Source organism: Gymnodinialimonas ceratoperidinii, from assembly GCF_019297855.1.
Taxonomy (GTDB): Bacteria; Pseudomonadota; Alphaproteobacteria; order Rhodobacterales; family Rhodobacteraceae; genus Gymnodinialimonas; species Gymnodinialimonas ceratoperidinii.
Genome location: NZ_CP079194.1, coordinates 2340144 through 2357910 on the forward strand (window position 1 = coordinate 2340144; position 17767 = coordinate 2357910).

The window sequence follows — 17767 nt, forward strand, 5'->3', positions numbered from 1 at the left end:
GAGGACACGTTAGCGTGAACCCAAGCCGGATTCTGCCCGGCGCTCAGTTCATATTTCAGAACGGATGATATTCATGCGCGCGTTTCTCATTGCTCTCCTGACTTTCCTGATGCTCCCCCTCGCCGCCCTGGCTCAGGCCACGGACCGGCCGAACACGATCCTCGTTCTGGACGGGTCCGGCTCGATGTGGGGGCAGATCGACGGCGTCAACAAGATCGTCATCGCACGCACCGTCATCGCTGAAATGCTGGATGACATGGCCGATGACGTCTCGCTCGGGCTGACGGTCTACGGCCATCGGCAACGGGGAAGCTGCGCGGATATCGAGACCATCGTAGCCCCCGCCCCCGGCACGCAGGACGAGATCCTCGCCGCCGTCAACGCGATCAACCCGCGCGGCCGCACCCCGATGACCGATGCCGTGATCGCCGCCGCGCAAAGCCTGCGCTCGACCGAAGAGGCCGCGACCGTGATCCTCGTCTCGGACGGGATCGAGAACTGCAACCCCGACCCCTGCGCGATCGCGGCGGAGCTGGAAGCCACCGGGGTCGACTTCACCGCCCATGTGATCGGCTTCGACGTCGCCTCCGAGCCCGAGGCCCGCGCTCAAATGCAATGCATCGCTGACAACACCGGCGGGCAGTTTCTGACCGCGGACAACGCCACCGAACTCGGCCAGGCGCTGGAGCAGGTCGTGACTGTCTCGCCCACCCCGATGCGGGTCGAGGCGCAGGTTCTGCCGGAAGGCAATCTGCCGACACGGCCCGTCAGCTGGACCCTCATCGGCGCCGATGGAGATGTCGTCAGCGAAGGCACCCCCGGCCCCGCCATCGACGTGAGCCTCTTCCCCGGCACCTATGTGGCACAGGCCACGCGGGTGGAGCCGGACGGGCCGCAGACCTACCAGACTTCGTTTACCGTCATCGAAGGGCAGACCGATCTCGTCATCGTGGCCATGCCGCCGATCATCGAGACGAGCCAGGTCACCTTCACCGCGCGGGTGCTGCCCGACATGTCGGTGCCCGCGTCGCAACTGGCCTGGACGCTCTATGACAGCGAGGACACGGTGCTCCTTGGGCCGGTCGTCTCCCCGGGCGGCAACGTGGCCCTTCTGCCCGGAGAATACCGGCTTGAGGTGGAGCGCGCGAACGCCGGCACCCGCCACGAGACGCGGTTCACGGTCGAGCCGAATGCCCCGCAGGAGGTGATCATCCCCCTGCCCGCCCTGACCGTCGAGATCGACTTTGTCGCCCGCATCGGTGACGTGGGCGGCGTGACGATCACCGACCCCGTGATCTGGGACGTGGAGCCGTTGCATACCAACCCGGTCACCACCAACCCGGCGACTTTTTCGATGAGCCGCGGTGCCTACCGGGTAACGGCCTATTGGACCGCGCAGGAGATCGAACGAAGCGTCGATTTCGTCGTGGTGGATCAACCGCGAGAGATCGTCGTCGTCTTCCCCGAACCCGTCGCATCGGCGACCCTGACCAATCCCGCGCAGGCGCCCATGGGCTCCACGATCCAGGTGGGATGGACCGGCCCCGCGAACCCCGGCGACACGCTTTCCGTCGCGCCGGTGGGCGCACCGCGCACGGAATATGTGAACCCCGTGACCCTTGATGCCACGGTCAACCCCGCGACGGTATTGATGCCTGCGGAGGCCGGCCCGTTCGAGATCCGCTACACGGATGCCTCGACACGGCAGGTCATCGCCCGCGCGCCGATCCTGTCTACGCCCGTGACCGCGACGCTGGAGGTGCCCGAAGAAGTCAGCATCGGCAGCCAGTTCGAGGTGGTCTGGACCGGCCCGGATTACCCCAACGACATGATCGTTGTGACCGAGCCCGAAGCCAGCACGCACGGCTATACCGCCAGCCGCCGGCCCACGTCGCACGGACAGATCGCGAGCCTTACGGCGCCGACCGAGCCGGGCCTCTACGAAGTGCGCTACCGGATGGGACAGGACGGCGTGATCCTGGCGCGCGCCTCGATCAACGTGGTGGCGCAGGTGGCGTCCCTCACCGGGCCTGCGAGTGCCGTGGCCGGATCGACCATCGAACTCGGCTGGACCGGACCCGATGCGCCGAGCGATTTCGTCGCCATCACCGCCGTGGGCGAGACCGGAAACTATCGCTTCGCCAACACCATGCGGACGAACGAAGGCAACCCGTCCCGGCTGCTGATGCCCTCGGTCCCCGGCGACTACGAGCTGGAATATGTCCTCGGCGAAGGCCGCACGCGCGTCGTGGCGGTGCCGATCACCGTGACGCCGGCCTCGGCCAGCCTGACCGCACAGGGCAGCGCCGTGGCGGGGGCGACCATCGAAGTCGCTTGGACGGGGCCTGACTACGAGAGGGATTTCATCGGCATCACGCCCGTCGACGGCACCGGCAACTACCGCTTCGTGAACACGACACCCACGTCCGAGGGCTCTCCGCTGCGGGTGCTCATGCCATCGGTGCCCGGCGACTACATGCTGGAATATGTCGAGGGTCAGGATCGCAGCGCGATCACCACCGTGCCGATCACTGTCACCCCCGCGACGGCGACCCTGACCGCGCCCGCGACGGCGCTGGCGGGATCGACCATCGAGGTGGCCTGGACCGGACCGGATTATACGCGCGATTTCATTGGCGTGACGCCGGTCGGCGCGGAAGGCAACTACCGCTTCGTCAACACCACGCGCACCTCGGAAGGCCGGACGTTGCCTCTGTTGATGCCCACGGAACCCGGAGAATACATCCTTGAGTACGTGGAAGGACAGGACCGCAGTGCGATCACGACGGTGCCGATCACGATCACGGAGGTTGAGGCGAGCATCACTGCACCGGCAACAGCGGCGGCGGGCTCGACCATCGAGCTTGCTTGGACGGGGCCGGATTATCCCCGCGATTTCATCGGCATCTCGCGGGTGGGCGCCGAGGGGAACTACCGTTTCGACAACACGACGCGCACCAGCGAAGGCTCTCCGCTACGGTTGCTGATGCCGACGGAGCCCGGCAACTACGTGCTGGAATACGTGGTGCACCAGGACCGCTCGTCGCTGATCGAGGTGCCGATCACGGTGACCGATGTCGCCGCCACGCTCACCGCGCCTGCCACAGCTCCGGCTGGATCGACCATCGAGGTCGCCTGGACCGGACCGGACTATCCGCGTGACTTCATCGCCATCGGGCGCGTAGGCGCGGAAGGCGGCGCGCGGTGGGACAACTACACAAGGACCGAGGAAGGCGCTGTCCTCCGTCTGCAGATGCCACCGGAACCGGGCGCTTACGTGATCCGCTACTTCGTGGACCAGGACCGCCGCGTGCTGGCGGAGGCGCAGATCGAACTGACCGATGTCGCCGCCTCGCTCACCGCGCCCGCCACGGCTCAGGCCGGGTCGACCATCGAGGTGGCTTGGACCGGGCCGGACTATCCGCGTGACTTCATCGCCATCGGGCGCGTGGGCGCTGAAGGTGGCGCGCGGTGGGACAACTACACGCGAACCGAGGAAGGCGCTGTCGTCCGCTTGCAGATGCCACCGGAACCGGGCGCTTACGTGATCCGCTACTTCGTGGATCAGGACCGCCGCGTGCTGGCCGAGGCGCAGATCGAATTGACGGAAGTCGCCGCCTCGATCACCGCGCCCGCCACGGCCGAGGCCGGGTCGACCATCGAGGTGGCTTGGACCGGACCGGACTATCCGCGTGATTTCATCGCCATCGGGCGCGTGGGCGCGGAAGGCGGTGCGCGGTGGGATAATTACGCAAGGACCGAGGAAGGATCGCCGCTCACGCTCGTCACCCCGCCCACTGCCGGCGAATACGTGATCCGCTACTTCATCGATCAGGATCGCGTGGTGCAGGCAGAGGCCGCGATCACCCTCACGGCGCCCGCGGCGACGCTGACGGTGCCCGCCTCGGCGGCTGTCGGCTCAATGGTCGAGATCGGCTGGACCGGGCCGGATTATCCGCGCGATTTCATCGCCGTAGGACGCGAAGGCTCGACCGGCGGCGCCCGGTGGGAGGCCTATACAAGCACCGATCAGGGCTCGCCTTTGCAAGTACGGATGCCGTCCGAGCCGGGCAGCTACGTGGTACGCTACATCATCGATCAGGACCGCGTGGCGATCGCCGAGGTGCCGATCACGCTGAACGATGTCGCAGCGACCCTGACGGCCCCCTCCACGGCCCAGGCCGGCGGCACCGTGGAAGTCGCTTGGACGGGGCCGAATTACCCTCGCGATTTCATCGCCTTAGGCCGCGCGGGCGCGGACGGCGGTGCGCGTTGGGAGAGCTATTCGCGGACCCAGGACGGCACCACGTTGACACTGAACGTGCCGGAAACGCCGGGCGCCTACGTGTTGCGATACTTCATGGATCCGGACCGGCGCGTCCTGGCGGAATTGCCGATCACGGTGCAATAGAGCGCCTAAGATAACAAGAAAACGGGCGGTCCCATCGGGCCGCCCGTTTTTTTATTGCGTGTGAACCTGAAAGGCTGCGCCTAGATGTGGATGACCCGGTCATAGGCGTCGAGCACGCTTTCGTGCATCATCTCCGACAGCGTCGGATGCGGGAAGACGGTCTCCATCAGGTCCTGCTCGGTCGTCTCCAACTGGCGGCCCACGACGTATCCCTGAATCAGCTCGGTCACTTCGGCGCCGACCATATGGGCACCCAGAAGCTCTCCGGTCTTCTCGTCAAAGACGGTCTTGATCAGACCTTCCGGCTCGCCCAAGGCGATCGCCTTGCCGTTGCCGATGAAGGGGAACCGGCCGACCTTGACCTTGTAACCCGCTTCCTTCGCCTGCGCCTCGGTCATGCCGACGGAGGCCACCTGCGGATGGCAATAGGTGCAACCGGCGATGGAGCCGGGCTTGATCGGATGGGGTTTCTGGCCCGCGATCAGTTCGGCCACCATGACACCTTCGTGGGAGGCCTTGTGCGCCAACCACGGCGCGCCGGCGATGTCGCCAATGGCGTAGAGCCCCTCGACGCCGGTGCGGCAGTATTCATCGGTGACGACATGGGTGCGGTCGATCTTCACGCCCAGATCTTCCAGCCCGAGGTTCTCGACATTGCCGACGATACCCACGGCGGAAATCACCGTGTCGAACTCCTGCTTCTCGACCTTGCCGTCGATCTCAATATGGGCCGTCACCTTGTCGTCAGCGCGGTCAAGCTTCTTGACCATCGCCTTCTGCATGATCTTCATGCCCTGCTTCTCGAAGCTCTTCTTGGCGAAGGCCGAGATCTCGGCATCTTCCACGGGCAGCACGCGGTCCATCACTTCGACAACCGTCGTGTCAGCGCCCAAGGTATTGTAGAAGCTGGCAAATTCGATCCCGATGGCACCGGATCCGATGACCAGCAGCTTCTTCGGCATATGCGGCGGCTTGAGCGCGGCCTTGTAGGTCCAGACGCGCTTGTCGTCGGCCTCCAAGCCCGGAAGCTCCCGCGCGCGGGCGCCGGTGGCCAGCACGATGTTCTTCGCGGTCAGCTCTTCGGTGCCCTTGTCAGTCTTCACCGAGACCTTGCCCTTCGAAGGGATCGTCGCCTCGCCCATGAAGGTCGTGATCTTGTTCTTCTTCATCAGATGCGCCACGCCGCCCGACAGCTGCTTGGCCACCTTGCGCGAGCGATCGACGACCTTGTCCAGATCGTAGCCGACGCCGTCTGCGGAAAGGCCGAATTCCTTGGCGCGATGCATGAGGTGGAACACTTCGGAGGAGCGCAGAAGCGCCTTGGTCGGGATACAGCCCCAGTTGAGGCAGATGCCGCCCATGTGCTCGCGTTCCACGATGGCCGTCTTCAGCCCGAGCTGGCTGGCGCGAATCGCGGCGACATAGCCGCCTGGGCCCGCCCCGATGACGATGAGGTCGAAGTTTTGTGCGGCCATTTGGGTCTTCTCCGGGTCTGAGAGGTCACGGTCGTTGCAAATTTGTTCAACGTTAAACCATTTCCTCAGACCCGACAATTGACGCTAGGTCGCAGGCCGCAATGCGCGCTGAACATAGCTTCATGACGGCTTTCGAGGCCAAGAATGGAGCTGTGTTGGCGTCAGCCGGCGGGCCGCATCCAGAGGGGCATCTCGGAGAGAGGGGCGCTGGACTGCGCAAGCGACGCGATCACGAGACCGACCGCAATCACCGCGACGGTGAAGAGGATTTTGCCCAAGGCGGGCGAAGCTTTCTGGATCGGTTGCGACATCGGATGTTCCCTTCAATGCAAGGGGAACGCCGCCTCAGGTCGAATGGTTCCCCTCGACTTCCTGAAAGATCGCGCGGTAGCCACCGCCGTCCATGAAGGCCTGCTCCTCGGGGGTCGTCTCGCGGCCCAAGGCATTGTTCCGGTAGGGAAAACGACCGAACCGCTTGATGATCTCGCGATGCGCCCGCGCGTGCAGCGCGTTGTTGCCTGTCTCCATCCGGCTGTCCATCAGCTCGACGCAGGTGTCCTGATGATCGAGGTTTTCGGAATGCATGAAGGGCATGTAGAAGAACTGCCGCTGCGGCTCGTCAGTTTCGCGGTCCCACCCATGGGCAAGCGCCTTGCCCGAGATCTCCAGTGCCTTCTCATCGGTGGCAAAGGCGCGCGGGTCCTCGCGGAACATGTTGCGGGGGAATTGGTCCAGCAGAATGATCAGGGCCAGGGCGCCATCGGCGTCGCCGGCCCAATTGGGCAGGTGATCGCCATTCGCCGCGCGCCACGTCTGGCCGAACTTGTCGCGGATTTCCTGATCGAAGGCATCGTCCTGAACGTACCATTTCTCAGGTCCGGCACTCAGCCAGAAATCCAGTACATCGGCGGCGTGGGTCATGGCTGAGGCTCCTCATCTCCATCGCTCGCCATTTCTTCGGCGGCCTCCACATAGTACTCCTGCGCCGCCTCCAAAGCCACAGGCGAGGCGGTACCGGGCATGATCGAGGCGTAGGGCACCGCGTCGTAATCATCCTCTTCCACGTAGGCCGAGGCGCGCTGCGTCATCCGGAAGACGCCGTAAATCGACATGGACGCCAGCACCACGGCGAGGAACAGCCAGAAGCCGCCCGCCCCGAAATAGCTCATCAAGAGGCCCATGATCGGCGGGCCCGAGATGGCTCCGATCCCGTTCACGAAGATCATGCCGCCGGAGGCCGCGGGCATGTCCTCGGGCTCGAGGTAGTCGTTGATGTAGGCGATGATCAGCGCGTAGAGCGGCTGCGACAGCCCGCCCGAGAGCGTCGCCACCACCAGAAGCGCAAGGTAATTGTCGCCGTAGAACATGCCGGCGATGGAGGTCAGAACGCCAAGTCCCGCCGCCCCCACGATCAAGGCGCGGCGGTCCATCCGGTCGGACATCCAGCCGATCGGGTACTGGAAGATGATCGCGCCGATGAAGATCGCCGAGACGAAGCCCGAAAGCTGCTGCAGGTTCAATTCGATTAGCGTCGCATAAACCGGCGCCATGGCGAATTGCCCGGCGAAGACACCGCCCATCAGAAGCATGGCGATCGAGGCGAAGGGCGAGGCGTCATAGAGCTGGCGGAGCGACATCGAGCGCGTCTCTTCGATGGCGGGCGTCGGGGTCGCCGAAAGAAGGATCGGCGCAAACGAGAGCGACACGAGGATCGACGGGATGATGAACAGCAACCAATCGCTCGGGTCCCCTGCCGCCAGAATGCCCTGTGCCGCGACGAGGCCGAACATCTGCATAAGCATATAGGCCGAAAGCGACTGGCCGCGCGTCTCGTTCGTGGCGGAATTGTTGAGCCAGGATTCGGCGGTCACGTAGACGCCGGAGAGGCAGAACCCGATGCCCACCCGCAGGATCATCCAGATGTAGGGGTCGGCCACGATGGGATAGGAGATCACGATGGCCGAGATGAACGAGGCCAGCGCCGCAAAGACCCGGACGTGCCCCACCCGCGCGATGAACTTGGGGGCCATGCTGGAGCCGCCGAGAAAGCCGATGAAATAGGCCGAACCGATGAGCGAGAGCTGGAAGGTCGTGAACCCCTCGATCGCGCCTCGCACACCCATGAGCGAGCCCTGAAGACCGTTGCCGATCTGCAGGAGGAACATGCCGAACAAAAGCGCCCAAGCGCTGCGGATGACGAGAACCATGGTGGCGTGCCTTTAAAATAGTCTGGTGATCGGGGGCGTGTCGGGGCGGGCCTAACTTGGGCGCGCGTCCTGCGTCTGGTCGGTTTGCGACGGAATCAGCAAAGAGGCGTCGCCGTAGGAGAAAAACCGATATTGCTGCGCAATGGCGTAGGCATAGACCTCGTCCATCCGCGCCTTGCCCATCAGCGCGCTGACAAGCATCAGCAGCGTCGATTTGGGCAGGTGGAAGTTGGTCATCAGCGCGTCGGTGATCTGCCACGCGTAGCCCGGGTAGATGAAGATCTCGGTCGTGCCCTCGAAGGGGTGGATCGTGCCGTGCTGCGCCGCGCTCTCGATCAGGCGAAGGGCGGTGGTTCCGACCGGAATGATCCGCCCGCCCGCCGCCTTGGTCGCGTTGATCTGCGCGGCCGCCTCGGCGCTGACCGAGCCCCATTCGGCGTGCATCTTGTGGCGCGTCACGTCCTCGACCGTGACCGGCAGGAAGGTGCCTGCGCCCACGTGGAGCGTCACGAAGGAGATATCGACACCGCGCGCCGTGAGCGCCGCCATCAGCGCTTCGTCGAAGTGCAGGCTGGCCGTGGGCGCCGCGACGGCACCGGCCCGCTTGGCCCAGATGGTCTGGTAGTCCTCGTGATCGCGGGCATCGGGTGCGCGTTTGGCGGCGATATAGGGTGGCAGTGGCATGGCCCCGGCGGCGTTGAGCGCGGTCTCGAACGCATCGCCCGTGACGTTGAAGGCAAGCCTCAGACCTTCATCCATTGCCTTAACTTCGGCCTGCAAGCTATCGGAAAAATTGATGTTTTCGCCGACTTTCAGCTTGCGCATGGGTTTGGCAAGCGCGGCCCATGTGCCGTCCGCCTGAGGCTCCATCAAGGTCACCTCGATCTTCGCGGTGACCTCTCCCTGCGCGCTCATCCGGGTGCGCGTGCCGGTGAGCCGAGCCGGAATGACGCGCGTGTCATTGAGCACGAGCCGATCCCCCGCACGCAGCTGCGAAGGCAGATCGGCAACCGTCAGATCGCGCGTCTCAGCGCCATCGGCGACCAGCAATTTCGCCGCCGACCGCGGCCGCGCCGGGCGGGTTGCGATCAGCGCTTCGGGCAGATCGAAATCGAAATCATCAAGTTTCATCGGCAGGCCTAGTTGCTGAAGTCCGGCGGCGGCGCGCGGAAGATTTCTCGGAAAATGCCGGGCGTGAGAATCGAGAGGGGATTCACCGTGACCCTTGTGTCCTCGCTATCTCCGATCAGGCGATAGTTGAAGCCGAAAAGTCCCTCACGGCGGGTGGCGAAAAGCGCGCCGAAAAGGCCGTTGACGATGTAGAAGGGAGAGACCACGCCCTGCATCTCGTAGCGGCCGCTGGCCACGTCATAGACCCCGTCCATCGAGATGCCCATCGAGGGGCCGACGGCCGTGCCCTCCTGCACCGTGATCGCCGAGGGCGTGATCCGGAACGCGCCGTTGATCTCGCCCAGATTGATGCCGTCCCCCGATAGCTGCTCCAACAGCCCCACGACGGAGATCAGGTTCAGCAACTCCGCCATCACCGGCGCGTCGCGCAGACGGGGGCCGTCAATCGTCAGCCGCCCGTCGTACTGCCCGGATTCGGCGCGCGCTGCGAGGATCAGGTCGAAGGCGCCGCCGTGCATGTTCTCGAATATCCCGGCCGATCGCAGGACCGCGCCGCCGTCCCCCGATTGCATCCGCACCGAGGGCCCATTGGCGCTCGGCACCAACTGGCCGTTAACCGTCGCGCCGCCGTTGACCTGCCCCCGAAACTGGCCGCTGCCCGACCCGCCATCGAGGTCCGCGCGCAGATCGGTCAGCGCGATGCCTTCCGTGATCTGCATCCGGTCCAACACCACGCTGAGCGGGCCGACGCTTTCCGTATCGCCACTGCCCCCCGCGCCCAAGAGCGAGGGCATGGTGCGGAAATCAAGCACCCCGCCCGAGACTTCGATCGCCGGCGCCCCATCGCCGCGCCCCACCAGCCCGCCTTGCACGTCGAGCCATTGACCAAGCCGAAAACGCCCGGCGGAGAACCGGTTGAGGAAACCGTCCTCGGTCAGCGTCACCGCCCCCTCCAGGGAGAGGCCCGCGCCGTCCAGCGTGAGCGAGCGCACCTCGGGTTGCGGGCCAAGAGTTATTTCGGCCCGGAGATCTCCGGTGCGCTCGGCCGGCATACGCCATGCCAGCGGCGGAATGGCGAGCGCGATGCCGTCGAGGTCCGAGCGCACCTGCAATTCCGCCGGTTGATCGGCGCGCAATGACACGGTCAGATCCGCCGCCCCCTGCCCCGAGATCAGCCATTCGGGCAGGTCGACGCCGAAGGTCGTCAACGCCGCCCGATCCACCACCGCGCGCGCTTCCACGACGCTGCCGGGCGGGGCGTCCGCGTCCAGCAAAACGCGCCATTGCCCGGTCACGGGCACCCCGTCGAGCGCGCCCCGCCCGCCGACCGAAAGCTGCTCCGAGGTCATCGTCACCGTCATCCGCTCCGATGTCAGCGTGCGGTCCGGTATCAGCTCCGTGGCGCGGTAGCCCGTCACGATGCCCGATGCATCGATGTCCATTCCGTCCAGCCCCGTGGCCTCCGTCCGGGCGATCAACTCCGTTGCCAGGCTTGCCTCGGCCGTAATACGGCCCTCTCCGATTTCATCCGGCGTGTAGCCGCTGACGTCCAGCACCGCGAAGGGCGGCCCGGCCAGCACATGCATCAGGTCCGGCACCGTGCCCGCGATGCTCAGATCAAAGGTCGCAAGTGGCCCCGGCACCGAGACATCGGCAATCTCCATACGAGAGCCACCAAGCGCCACCGCGCCCTGCCCCTCCGCGCTGACCTCGCCGCGGTCGAGGGTCACCCAAAGGTGGTCGTTCTCCAGCCGAACAAATCCCGCCGCGTTCCGGATCGGCGGACCTGCGGGCAGAGCGATCAGATCGGCCCCCGAGAAGTCGAAGGACAACTCGTGGACCGGCGCCTCACCCGGTTGCAAGCGGAACGCGAGATCCGCCCCGGTCGCGGTGCCGGCCAGCATCCGATCCTCGACCCACCAGCGCGTGTTAGGGATCGCCGTGGCGGGCCAATAGGACAAGATCGCCGCCACATCCGCCTCATCCAGGCTCGCGTCGAAAGACAGGGAAAGGCCGTCGGGGGCCGCCACCGCCCTGCCGTGCGCGCTCAGTCGCAGATCGCCATCATAGACCGTCGCCTGTCCCACCTCGACACCCACCGCTTCCCCGAGGCTGAGGCGTAAATCCAACGCCGCGCCGTCGACCTCGACGGGCGTGTCATACATGCCTTCAGGGTTCGCCACGATATTCTGCAGGCTGAATTGCCCCGTGAATACAGAGCCTTGCCCCGTCACATCCGCATGGCCGCGCGCCTCAAACGAGAGTTGGTCCGCGCTGATCATCAACTGCTCGAACACGGCGCGCCGCGTGTCCGGATCAAAGGTCAGCCGCGCCTCCATCGCATTGAAAGGAAGCGGTGCCTCAGCGCCGGGCAGGGTCAGCTGCCCCGCGCCGATCTCCAGCCAGCCCCCGAGCGCGCCGAGCGCGCCGTCGTCCCCCATCGCGGCCGTCAGCTCTCCATCGATCGGCGCGCGCATCAGATCGAGCCAGGCCAAGGCCGGGGAGAGCGCCGCGAGATCCCGCGCCGCGAGCGTATCGAAAGCCATGGCAACCTCGGTCAGGCCGCGCCGCGTATCCCGCGCCACAGTCACGCTCAACAGCGCATCGCGACTGCCGGCAATCTCGCCATCGATCTGAAGCTGCATCTGGCCGTCATCGCGGGTCAGGCTCACCTCGGCCCCGTGAAGGCGCATATCACGCCCCGTTTCGGCGTCCGACAGGCTGACCTGCATCCCCTCGCCGCGTACTTCTTCCAGCCCGGCAAAGACGTCGCGCATGAACATCAGATCGAGCAGCGCCAGAGTTTCCACGATGGTACGCTCGGCCCGCTCCTCCGCGCGCTGCCCCGCGAAATCGAGCTCCATGCGCCCATCGGCACTGCGCGTCAGGTTCAACCCGGCGCCAACCACGACGATCCGCTGGATCCGCATCTGCCCCATGGCCAAGGGCCCCGGCGCCAACCGCAACCGCAACACCGGGAACGCCGCGCGCTCCTCGCCGCCTTCGGTCGTCATCACCACGTCGCGGAACTCGAGCGCCGGCGCCCGCCCGCCCTGTGGCAGCGCCAGCACCATGTCGCCCACCGACACATCGCCAAGCGCCATCGAACCGTTGATCCGGGCCTCCACACGCGCCTGAACGCCGTCAGGCAGGCTCATCGGCGCCACGGTCAGCCGCAGCCAGACCGCCCCTAGTGCCAGCAAGACAACAGCCGCCAGCGCCAGCAGCACGACGCGCCCGCGCCGCTGCCGGTCCCGGCCCTGCCCTACGTCACTCTCGTCCATGCCTGCATCGCCTCTTGTTCGGCCTTTATTCTTCGCGCAAATCCCCTAGCTTGCAACGCGAATAACCACGCCGAGAAAAGGACACCCCATGCTCGAGACAGGCCAACCCGCCCCTGACTTCACCCTTCCCCGCGATGGCGGAGGCACCCTGACCCTGTCCGAGCAACAGCCAAAGGCCGTCGTCCTCTTCTTTTACCCCAAGGACGACACCCCCGGCTGCACGAAGGAGGCCATCGCCTTCACCGGCTTGGAGAGCGCCTTCGCCGAGGCCAATACCACGATCATCGGCATCTCCAAAGACACCGCCGCCAAACACGACAAATTCGCCGCGAAACACGCCCTCTCCGTGGCGCTGGTCTCCGACGCCGAGGGCGACACCTGCGAGCGCTATGGCACATGGGTCGAGAAAAACATGTACGGTCGGAAATTCATGGGCATCGAGCGCACGACATTCCTGATCGATGGCGAAGGCAAGATCGCCCAGATCTGGCGCAAGGTGAAAGTCCCGGGCCACGCCGACGACGTCCTCGAAGCCGCCCGCGCGCTCTGAATTCATTCCGACATCCCCATTTCCCCGTTCGTCAAATATCCCGGGGGAGCAATTTCTTGTTGCCTGCAACAAGAGATTGCGGGGGCAGCGCCCCCATCCATGAAATCAATGCGGCAAAGCCGCGCCACTTGGCTCAAACCGGAAGGTCCCGCCCCCATGATCCCCCTCGCCGAAATGGCCGATCACGTCCTGCGCACCGCTGACGCCCGCGCCAAGACCGCGCTTTCGCGGGACTACGCGGCCCAGTGGCAGGCCGCGCGCGATACCGGGGCCAAGCCCGAGATCGGACGCGCAAACCCTCCCGATGCACCGGCCCGGCCCGCCGAGCCCGCGCTGCTCGATCCCCGCGACGTGCCGCGCCGCAAACCGGGCTCGCCCCAGGGGCGCATCGCGATCCTCCACGCGGTGGCGCATATCGAGCTCAACGCGGTGGACCTCCATTGGGACCTCATCGCCCGGTTCTCCGACACCCCCTTTCCCATCGGCTTCTTCGACGATTGGGTGCGTGCGGCGGACGAGGAATCAAAACACTTCAACCTGATCGCCGATTGCCTGGAGGCCATGAGCTCCCACTACGGCGCCCTTCCTGCCCATGCCGGCATGTGGCGCGCGGCCGAGGATACGGCAGAGGATCTCATGGGACGGCTCGCCGTGGTGCCCATGGTGCTCGAGGCGCGCGGTCTCGATGTGACGCCCGGCATGATCCGGATCTTCGAGAAAGCCCGCAAATCCGATCCCGCCGCGGCCCAAGCCGTCGCCGCGATGGAGGTGATCTATGCCGAAGAAGTCCACCACGTGGCCTATGGCTCGAAGTGGTTTCACTTCCTTTGCGGGCGCCACGACCTCGATCCGAAAGAGGCCTTTCACACCCTCGTCCAGCGCTATTTCCACGGCCCGCTGAAGCCCCCATTCAACGAGGAAAAGCGCGCTGAAGCAGGCCTGCCGCCAGACTTCTACTGGCCGCTCGCCGACGGGAAATCCGCCTAACCGACACGTCTGATAGAAGAAATCGCGCGCGGATCGGCAATTTTCCGCCGCAAATGCGCGTTTTTTCGGTGCCTTTTTAGACCCTATGAATTACAGTGTTGGCACAAAGCGCAGCGTGGCTTATCCCCAAGCCTGCTGCGGCGGCCGCTTGGGACACGATGGCGATCGCAGAGATGCACAAGGGGTAGCGAGGCGTAAAAACAGTGAACTCTCGGCTTTTAGGCCGCGTGAATGCGGCGCTTGACCGGCATCTGCCGGAACAACGGCTTTTTCTGAAGTCGGAAGAAGGGACGCGGTTCATCCGCCTCCGGCCCATCACGCAGGCAAGTATGATTTTGGGGTCCGCCGTCGCGGTGGGCTGGACCGTCATCGTCACGTCGTTCTTTCTGATCGACTCCATCTCCTCCGGCAGTGCCCGCGATCTCGCGGAACGCGAACAGGAAACCTACCAGGTCCGTCTGAACCAACTGGCGCTCGAGCGCGATGCCCGCGCCGCCGAAGCCAGCGCCGCACAAGACCGTTTCGCCTTGGCGATGGATCAGGTCTCGGCGATGCAGACGCAGCTTCTCGACAGCGAAGAACGCTCCCGCGAATTGGAAATCGCGGTCGACGTAATCCAATCCACCCTCCGCCGCACGATCCAGGAGCGTGACGAGGCCCGCGTGGCCCAGGCCGCCCTGCAGTCGGAACTGCAAGCCGATACCGGCACCGTCCAGACCGCCGCCGAGCGTGAGCGCGAGCTGGAACAGACCCTCGCCTTCCTCAACCAGGCCCTCGAACTGACCGCGCAGGAGCGCGACACCGGGTACACGCTGGTGGCCGAGGCCGAAGAAGAAATCAATCGCCTCCACTTCCAGGCGGCCCTTGATGGCGAGCGGTCCGAGCGGGTGTTCCGCCAGTTGGAAGAGGCCGTCGCCGTCTCCATGGAGCCGCTGGACGAGATGTTCCGCGCCGCCGGCATGAACACCGATGACCTGATCGACTCGGTCCGCCGCGGCTATTCCGGCCAGGGCGGCCCCCTGACACCGATCCTCTCCACCTCGGGTGAGCCTGCCGACGAATTGTCGGAGCGCGCGAACGAGGTTCTGGGCAGCCTCGACCGCATCAACATGTACCGGATCGCCGCCGAACGCCTGCCGTTCGCCAACCCGGTCAATGGCTCCTATCGCAACACCTCCGGCTTCGGCCCCCGCGGTGACCCCTTCAACGGCTCGCGCCGGATGCACAACGGCGTCGATTTCGCCGGTGCCCGCGGTACGCAGATTGTTGCCGGTGGCGCGGGCGTTGTAACCCACGCTGGACGTATGAGCGGATATGGCAATGCTATAGAGATCACACACGCCAACGGATTTATGACTCGCTACGCCCACATGTCACGACTTCGCGTGAGCGAAGGGCAAAGGGTCTCGCCTGGGGACCACATCGGTGATATGGGCTGCACGGGCCGTTGCACAGGCACCCATCTGCACTACGAAGTGCACCGCAATGGCACGCCTGTAAATCCGATGACGTTCATAAGGGCAGGACGCAATGTTTTCTAAATCCAAGATCAATGAACCCGGACCCAAGACCGGCGACGCGTCGTCCGGGTCCGCCAGTGCTGGTTCGACCGGGGCAACGGGCAACTCTTCTGGAGATACCATGAATAAATCGAACACCTCTTCTGCAGCCGGCAGCAAGACCAAGCCGCAACCCTCGATGCTGTCCACCGATCTGACGATCGTGGGCAACCTGCGTACGACCGGTGACATCCAGGTCGAAGGCACCGTCCAGGGGGACATCCGCGCGCATCTGCTGACTGTTGGCGAAAGCGCCAACATCGAAGGTGAGATCGTGGCCGACGACATCGTCGTCACGGGGCGCGTCGTGGGCCGTGTGCGCGGCCTGAAGGTCCGTCTGACCTCCACGGCGCGCGTTGAAGGCGACATCATCCACAAGACCATCGCGATCGAGAGCGGCGCCCACTTCGAGGGTTCCGTCCAGCGCGCCGAGGATCCGCTGTCGACCGGCGCGAACAACCCGACGCCAAGCTCGCGCACCCCGGTTTCCACCGGCAACACCTCGTCGGCGCCCGACAATTCCTCTTCGTCGATCCCGCGCCCTGCAGCCGCTGGCCCGGTGCCTTCCTCCAAGGAATAAGCTGCTATCAAGTTCACGGAAAAGCCGGGCGCCCTTGCCCGGCTTTTTTCGTTTCAGAAGTCTGTCTGCGAGAGCCTGTCCAGCGCTGCAACCGCGGCCAGTGCCGAGACCTACCGCAGCAACACACCCCAGACGCCAAGCGCGCTAGGCCGGGTCTCTCACGACGCGCGGGCCGACCATCTCTTCCCACTGCGCCCCCATGGCAAACAGCTTCGCGTCAAGCCCGGCGGGACCGATCAACTGCAGCCCGTGGGGCAAGCCGCCGGGTCCATAGCCCGCCGGCAAAGCCATCGCGGGCAAACCGGCGAGGCTTGCCGGCACGACACATTCCATCCAGCGGTGATAGGTGTCCGTCGCTTGCCCTGCCAACGCGCGCGGCCAATCCCACTCCGCAGGGAACGGCCACATCTGGGCCGCGGGGAGCATGATGGCGTCGTAGCGCGAAAAGAGCCCGTCCAGCGCGGCAAGCCAATCACGCCGAATGGCCCCGGCGCGCTCCACCCGGTCGCCGCTCAAGGCCAGGCCTTGCTCGATTTCCCAGATCGCCTGTGCGTTCAGCAGGGCGCGCGTCTTGGGATCGCGCCAATAGCGCCCCAGTTCCTGCGCCACCACGAAAGAACGGAGGGTCGTCCAACTCTCCCAGAGGTCCTCCGCCCGCATCGGCGGCGCGACGGCCTCGATGCGCCAGCCCATCGCCGCCGCACGCTCCAGCGTCGCCTGACCGGCCTCCAGCAGCCCCTCGTCCATGCCATAGGCGCCGCCCCAATCGCCGAGCCACGCGATCCGCGGCGCCTCGGGCGCTGGCACATCTGCGATCTCGCGCCCCGCCATGGTCTCCAACAGCGCCCGCATGTCTCCGACGCTCCGTCCCATCGGTCCAAGCGTCGCCAGCCGGTGCAGCAACACGTTATCGCGCGGCTCACCCGGCACCAACCCGACCGTGGGACGAAAGCCGTAAACGTCGTTCCAAGAAGCCGGGTTACGCAGGCTGCCCATCATGTCCGATCCGTCCGCGATACTCACCATGCCGGTCGCCAGCGCCGCACCCGCACCACCCGAAGAGCCTCCGGCTGTGCGTGTCAGATCGAACGGGTTCCGGGTCACGCCGAACACCGCGTTGCTGGAATGAGAACCGAACCCGTACTCCGGCACGTTGGTCTTGCCGATCACGATGGCCCCCGCCCCGCGCAGGGCCCGCACCAAGCCGTCATCAACCTCCGGTACGTTGTCGGCCAGCAGCCGCGATCCCCAGGTCGAGCGAACGCCGCGCACCGCCACTAGGTCTTTCACCGCCACGGGTATGCCATGGAGCCAACCTGAGCCGCCCACCGCATCGGCGACCCGCGCTTCACCCATCAGGGCCTCGCGGTCCCGCAGCGACACGATGGCGTTGACCGCGCCATTCACCGCATCGATCCGCGCCAGCGTCGCCCGCATCACCTCAACGCAGGAAATCTCGCGCGTTGCAATCTTGCGCGACAACTCCCGCGCCCCAAGACGCCACAGCTCTCCCATGGGCGCACCCTCCCCGCTTCACCTTTTCACAAATACGGCATTCTTCGGCCCGCCACACGCAGAGACGG

12 protein-coding genes are annotated in these 17767 nt (G+C 65.5%); 5 read left to right on the forward strand and 7 right to left on the reverse strand.

Translation table 11 applies throughout. The features are described 5' to 3' along the window. The first annotated feature begins 73 nt into the window (after positions 1-73). Positions 74-4411, forward strand: a complete 4338-nt coding sequence (locus KYE46_RS11385; RefSeq protein ID WP_219000734.1) for a VWA domain-containing protein — start codon at positions 74-76, stop codon at positions 4409-4411. Positions 4412-4491: 80 nt separating this feature from the next. On the opposite strand, the gene lpdA is transcribed toward KYE46_RS11385, so the two are convergent. The 6 genes from lpdA to KYE46_RS11415 form a co-directional block, all read right to left on the reverse strand. Continuing rightward, the gene (lpdA, locus tag KYE46_RS11390) at positions 4492-5886 is read right to left on the reverse strand and encodes a dihydrolipoyl dehydrogenase (RefSeq protein WP_219000735.1); all 1395 of its coding nucleotides are present in this window, start codon (positions 5884-5886) and stop codon (positions 4492-4494) included. A 161-nt stretch (positions 5887-6047) separates the two neighbouring features. After that, positions 6048-6197, reverse strand: a complete 150-nt coding sequence (locus KYE46_RS11395) for a hypothetical protein (RefSeq protein WP_219000736.1) — start codon at positions 6195-6197, stop codon at positions 6048-6050. A 34-nt stretch (positions 6198-6231) separates the two neighbouring features. Then, positions 6232-6807 carry a DUF924 family protein gene (locus KYE46_RS11400; protein WP_219000737.1) on the reverse strand — a complete coding sequence of 192 codons (576 nt, stop codon included), beginning with the start codon at positions 6805-6807 and terminating at the stop codon, positions 6232-6234. Then, positions 6804-8093: an MFS transporter gene (locus KYE46_RS11405; protein WP_219000738.1), complete on the reverse strand. Its 1290-nt coding sequence runs from the start codon at positions 8091-8093 to the stop codon at positions 6804-6806. Before KYE46_RS11405 ends, KYE46_RS11400 begins: the two co-directional genes overlap by 4 nt. Before the next feature lie 51 nt (positions 8094-8144). Then, entirely contained in the window at positions 8145-9224 is a 1080-nt protein-coding gene (gene queA / locus KYE46_RS11410; protein ID WP_219000739.1) for a tRNA preQ1(34) S-adenosylmethionine ribosyltransferase-isomerase QueA, read from the reverse strand. 8 nt (positions 9225-9232) lie between these two features. Then, positions 9233-12508 carry a YhdP family protein gene (locus tag KYE46_RS11415; protein WP_219000740.1) on the reverse strand — a complete coding sequence of 1092 codons (3276 nt, stop codon included), beginning with the start codon at positions 12506-12508 and terminating at the stop codon, positions 9233-9235. Between the two features lie 88 nt (positions 12509-12596). On the opposite strand from KYE46_RS11415, the gene KYE46_RS11420 reads away from it, so the two are divergent. The 4 genes from KYE46_RS11420 to KYE46_RS11435 all read left to right on the forward strand — a co-directional run bounded on the left by KYE46_RS11420 (position 12597) and on the right by KYE46_RS11435 (position 16184). Beyond that, positions 12597-13058, forward strand: a complete 462-nt coding sequence (locus KYE46_RS11420; protein ID WP_219000741.1) for a peroxiredoxin — start codon at positions 12597-12599, stop codon at positions 13056-13058. Positions 13059-13214: 156 nt separating this feature from the next. Next, positions 13215-14045 (forward strand): ferritin-like domain-containing protein, encoded by an 831-nt coding sequence (locus tag KYE46_RS11425; RefSeq protein WP_219000742.1) that lies wholly within the window; start codon positions 13215-13217, stop codon positions 14043-14045. Positions 14046-14248: 203 nt separating this feature from the next. Then, the gene (locus KYE46_RS11430) at positions 14249-15586 is read left to right on the forward strand and encodes a M23 family metallopeptidase (protein ID WP_219000743.1); all 1338 of its coding nucleotides are present in this window, start codon (positions 14249-14251) and stop codon (positions 15584-15586) included. After that, entirely contained in the window at positions 15576-16184 is a 609-nt protein-coding gene (locus KYE46_RS11435; protein ID WP_219000744.1) for a bactofilin family protein, read from the forward strand. The genes KYE46_RS11430 and KYE46_RS11435 overlap by 11 nt, the downstream gene beginning before the upstream one ends. Positions 16185-16328: 144 nt before the next feature. Here the strand turns inward: KYE46_RS11435 and KYE46_RS11440 are convergent, their stop codons facing one another. Continuing rightward, on the reverse strand, positions 16329-17699 hold the full coding sequence (locus KYE46_RS11440; protein WP_219000745.1) for an amidase: 1371 nt from the start codon (positions 17697-17699) through the stop codon (positions 16329-16331). Positions 17700-17767 lie beyond the last annotated feature (68 nt).

Bases quoted from the DNA above. Each gene is read 5' to 3' on its own strand.
- KYE46_RS11435 (WP_219000744.1), top strand. From the start codon at position 15,576: ATGTTTTCTAAATCCAAGATCAATGAACCCGGACCCAAGACCGGCGAC.
- KYE46_RS11400 (WP_219000737.1), bottom strand. From the start codon at position 6,807: ATGACCCACGCCGCCGATGTACTGGATTTCTGGCTGAGTGCCGGACCT.
- KYE46_RS11405 (WP_219000738.1), bottom strand. From the start codon at position 8,093: ATGGTTCTCGTCATCCGCAGCGCTTGGGCGCTTTTGTTCGGCATGTTC.
- KYE46_RS11415 (WP_219000740.1), bottom strand. From the start codon at position 12,508: ATGGACGAGAGTGACGTAGGGCAGGGCCGGGACCGGCAGCGGCGCGGG.
- KYE46_RS11440 (WP_219000745.1), bottom strand. From the start codon at position 17,699: ATGGGAGAGCTGTGGCGTCTTGGGGCGCGGGAGTTGTCGCGCAAGATT.
- KYE46_RS11395 (WP_219000736.1), bottom strand. From the start codon at position 6,197: ATGTCGCAACCGATCCAGAAAGCTTCGCCCGCCTTGGGCAAAATCCTC.
- KYE46_RS11420 (WP_219000741.1), top strand. From the start codon at position 12,597: ATGCTCGAGACAGGCCAACCCGCCCCTGACTTCACCCTTCCCCGCGAT.
- KYE46_RS11425 (WP_219000742.1), top strand. From the start codon at position 13,215: ATGATCCCCCTCGCCGAAATGGCCGATCACGTCCTGCGCACCGCTGAC.
- queA (WP_219000739.1), bottom strand. From the start codon at position 9,224: ATGAAACTTGATGATTTCGATTTCGATCTGCCCGAAGCGCTGATCGCA.
- KYE46_RS11385 (WP_219000734.1), top strand. From the start codon at position 74: ATGCGCGCGTTTCTCATTGCTCTCCTGACTTTCCTGATGCTCCCCCTC.
- lpdA (WP_219000735.1), bottom strand. From the start codon at position 5,886: ATGGCCGCACAAAACTTCGACCTCATCGTCATCGGGGCGGGCCCAGGC.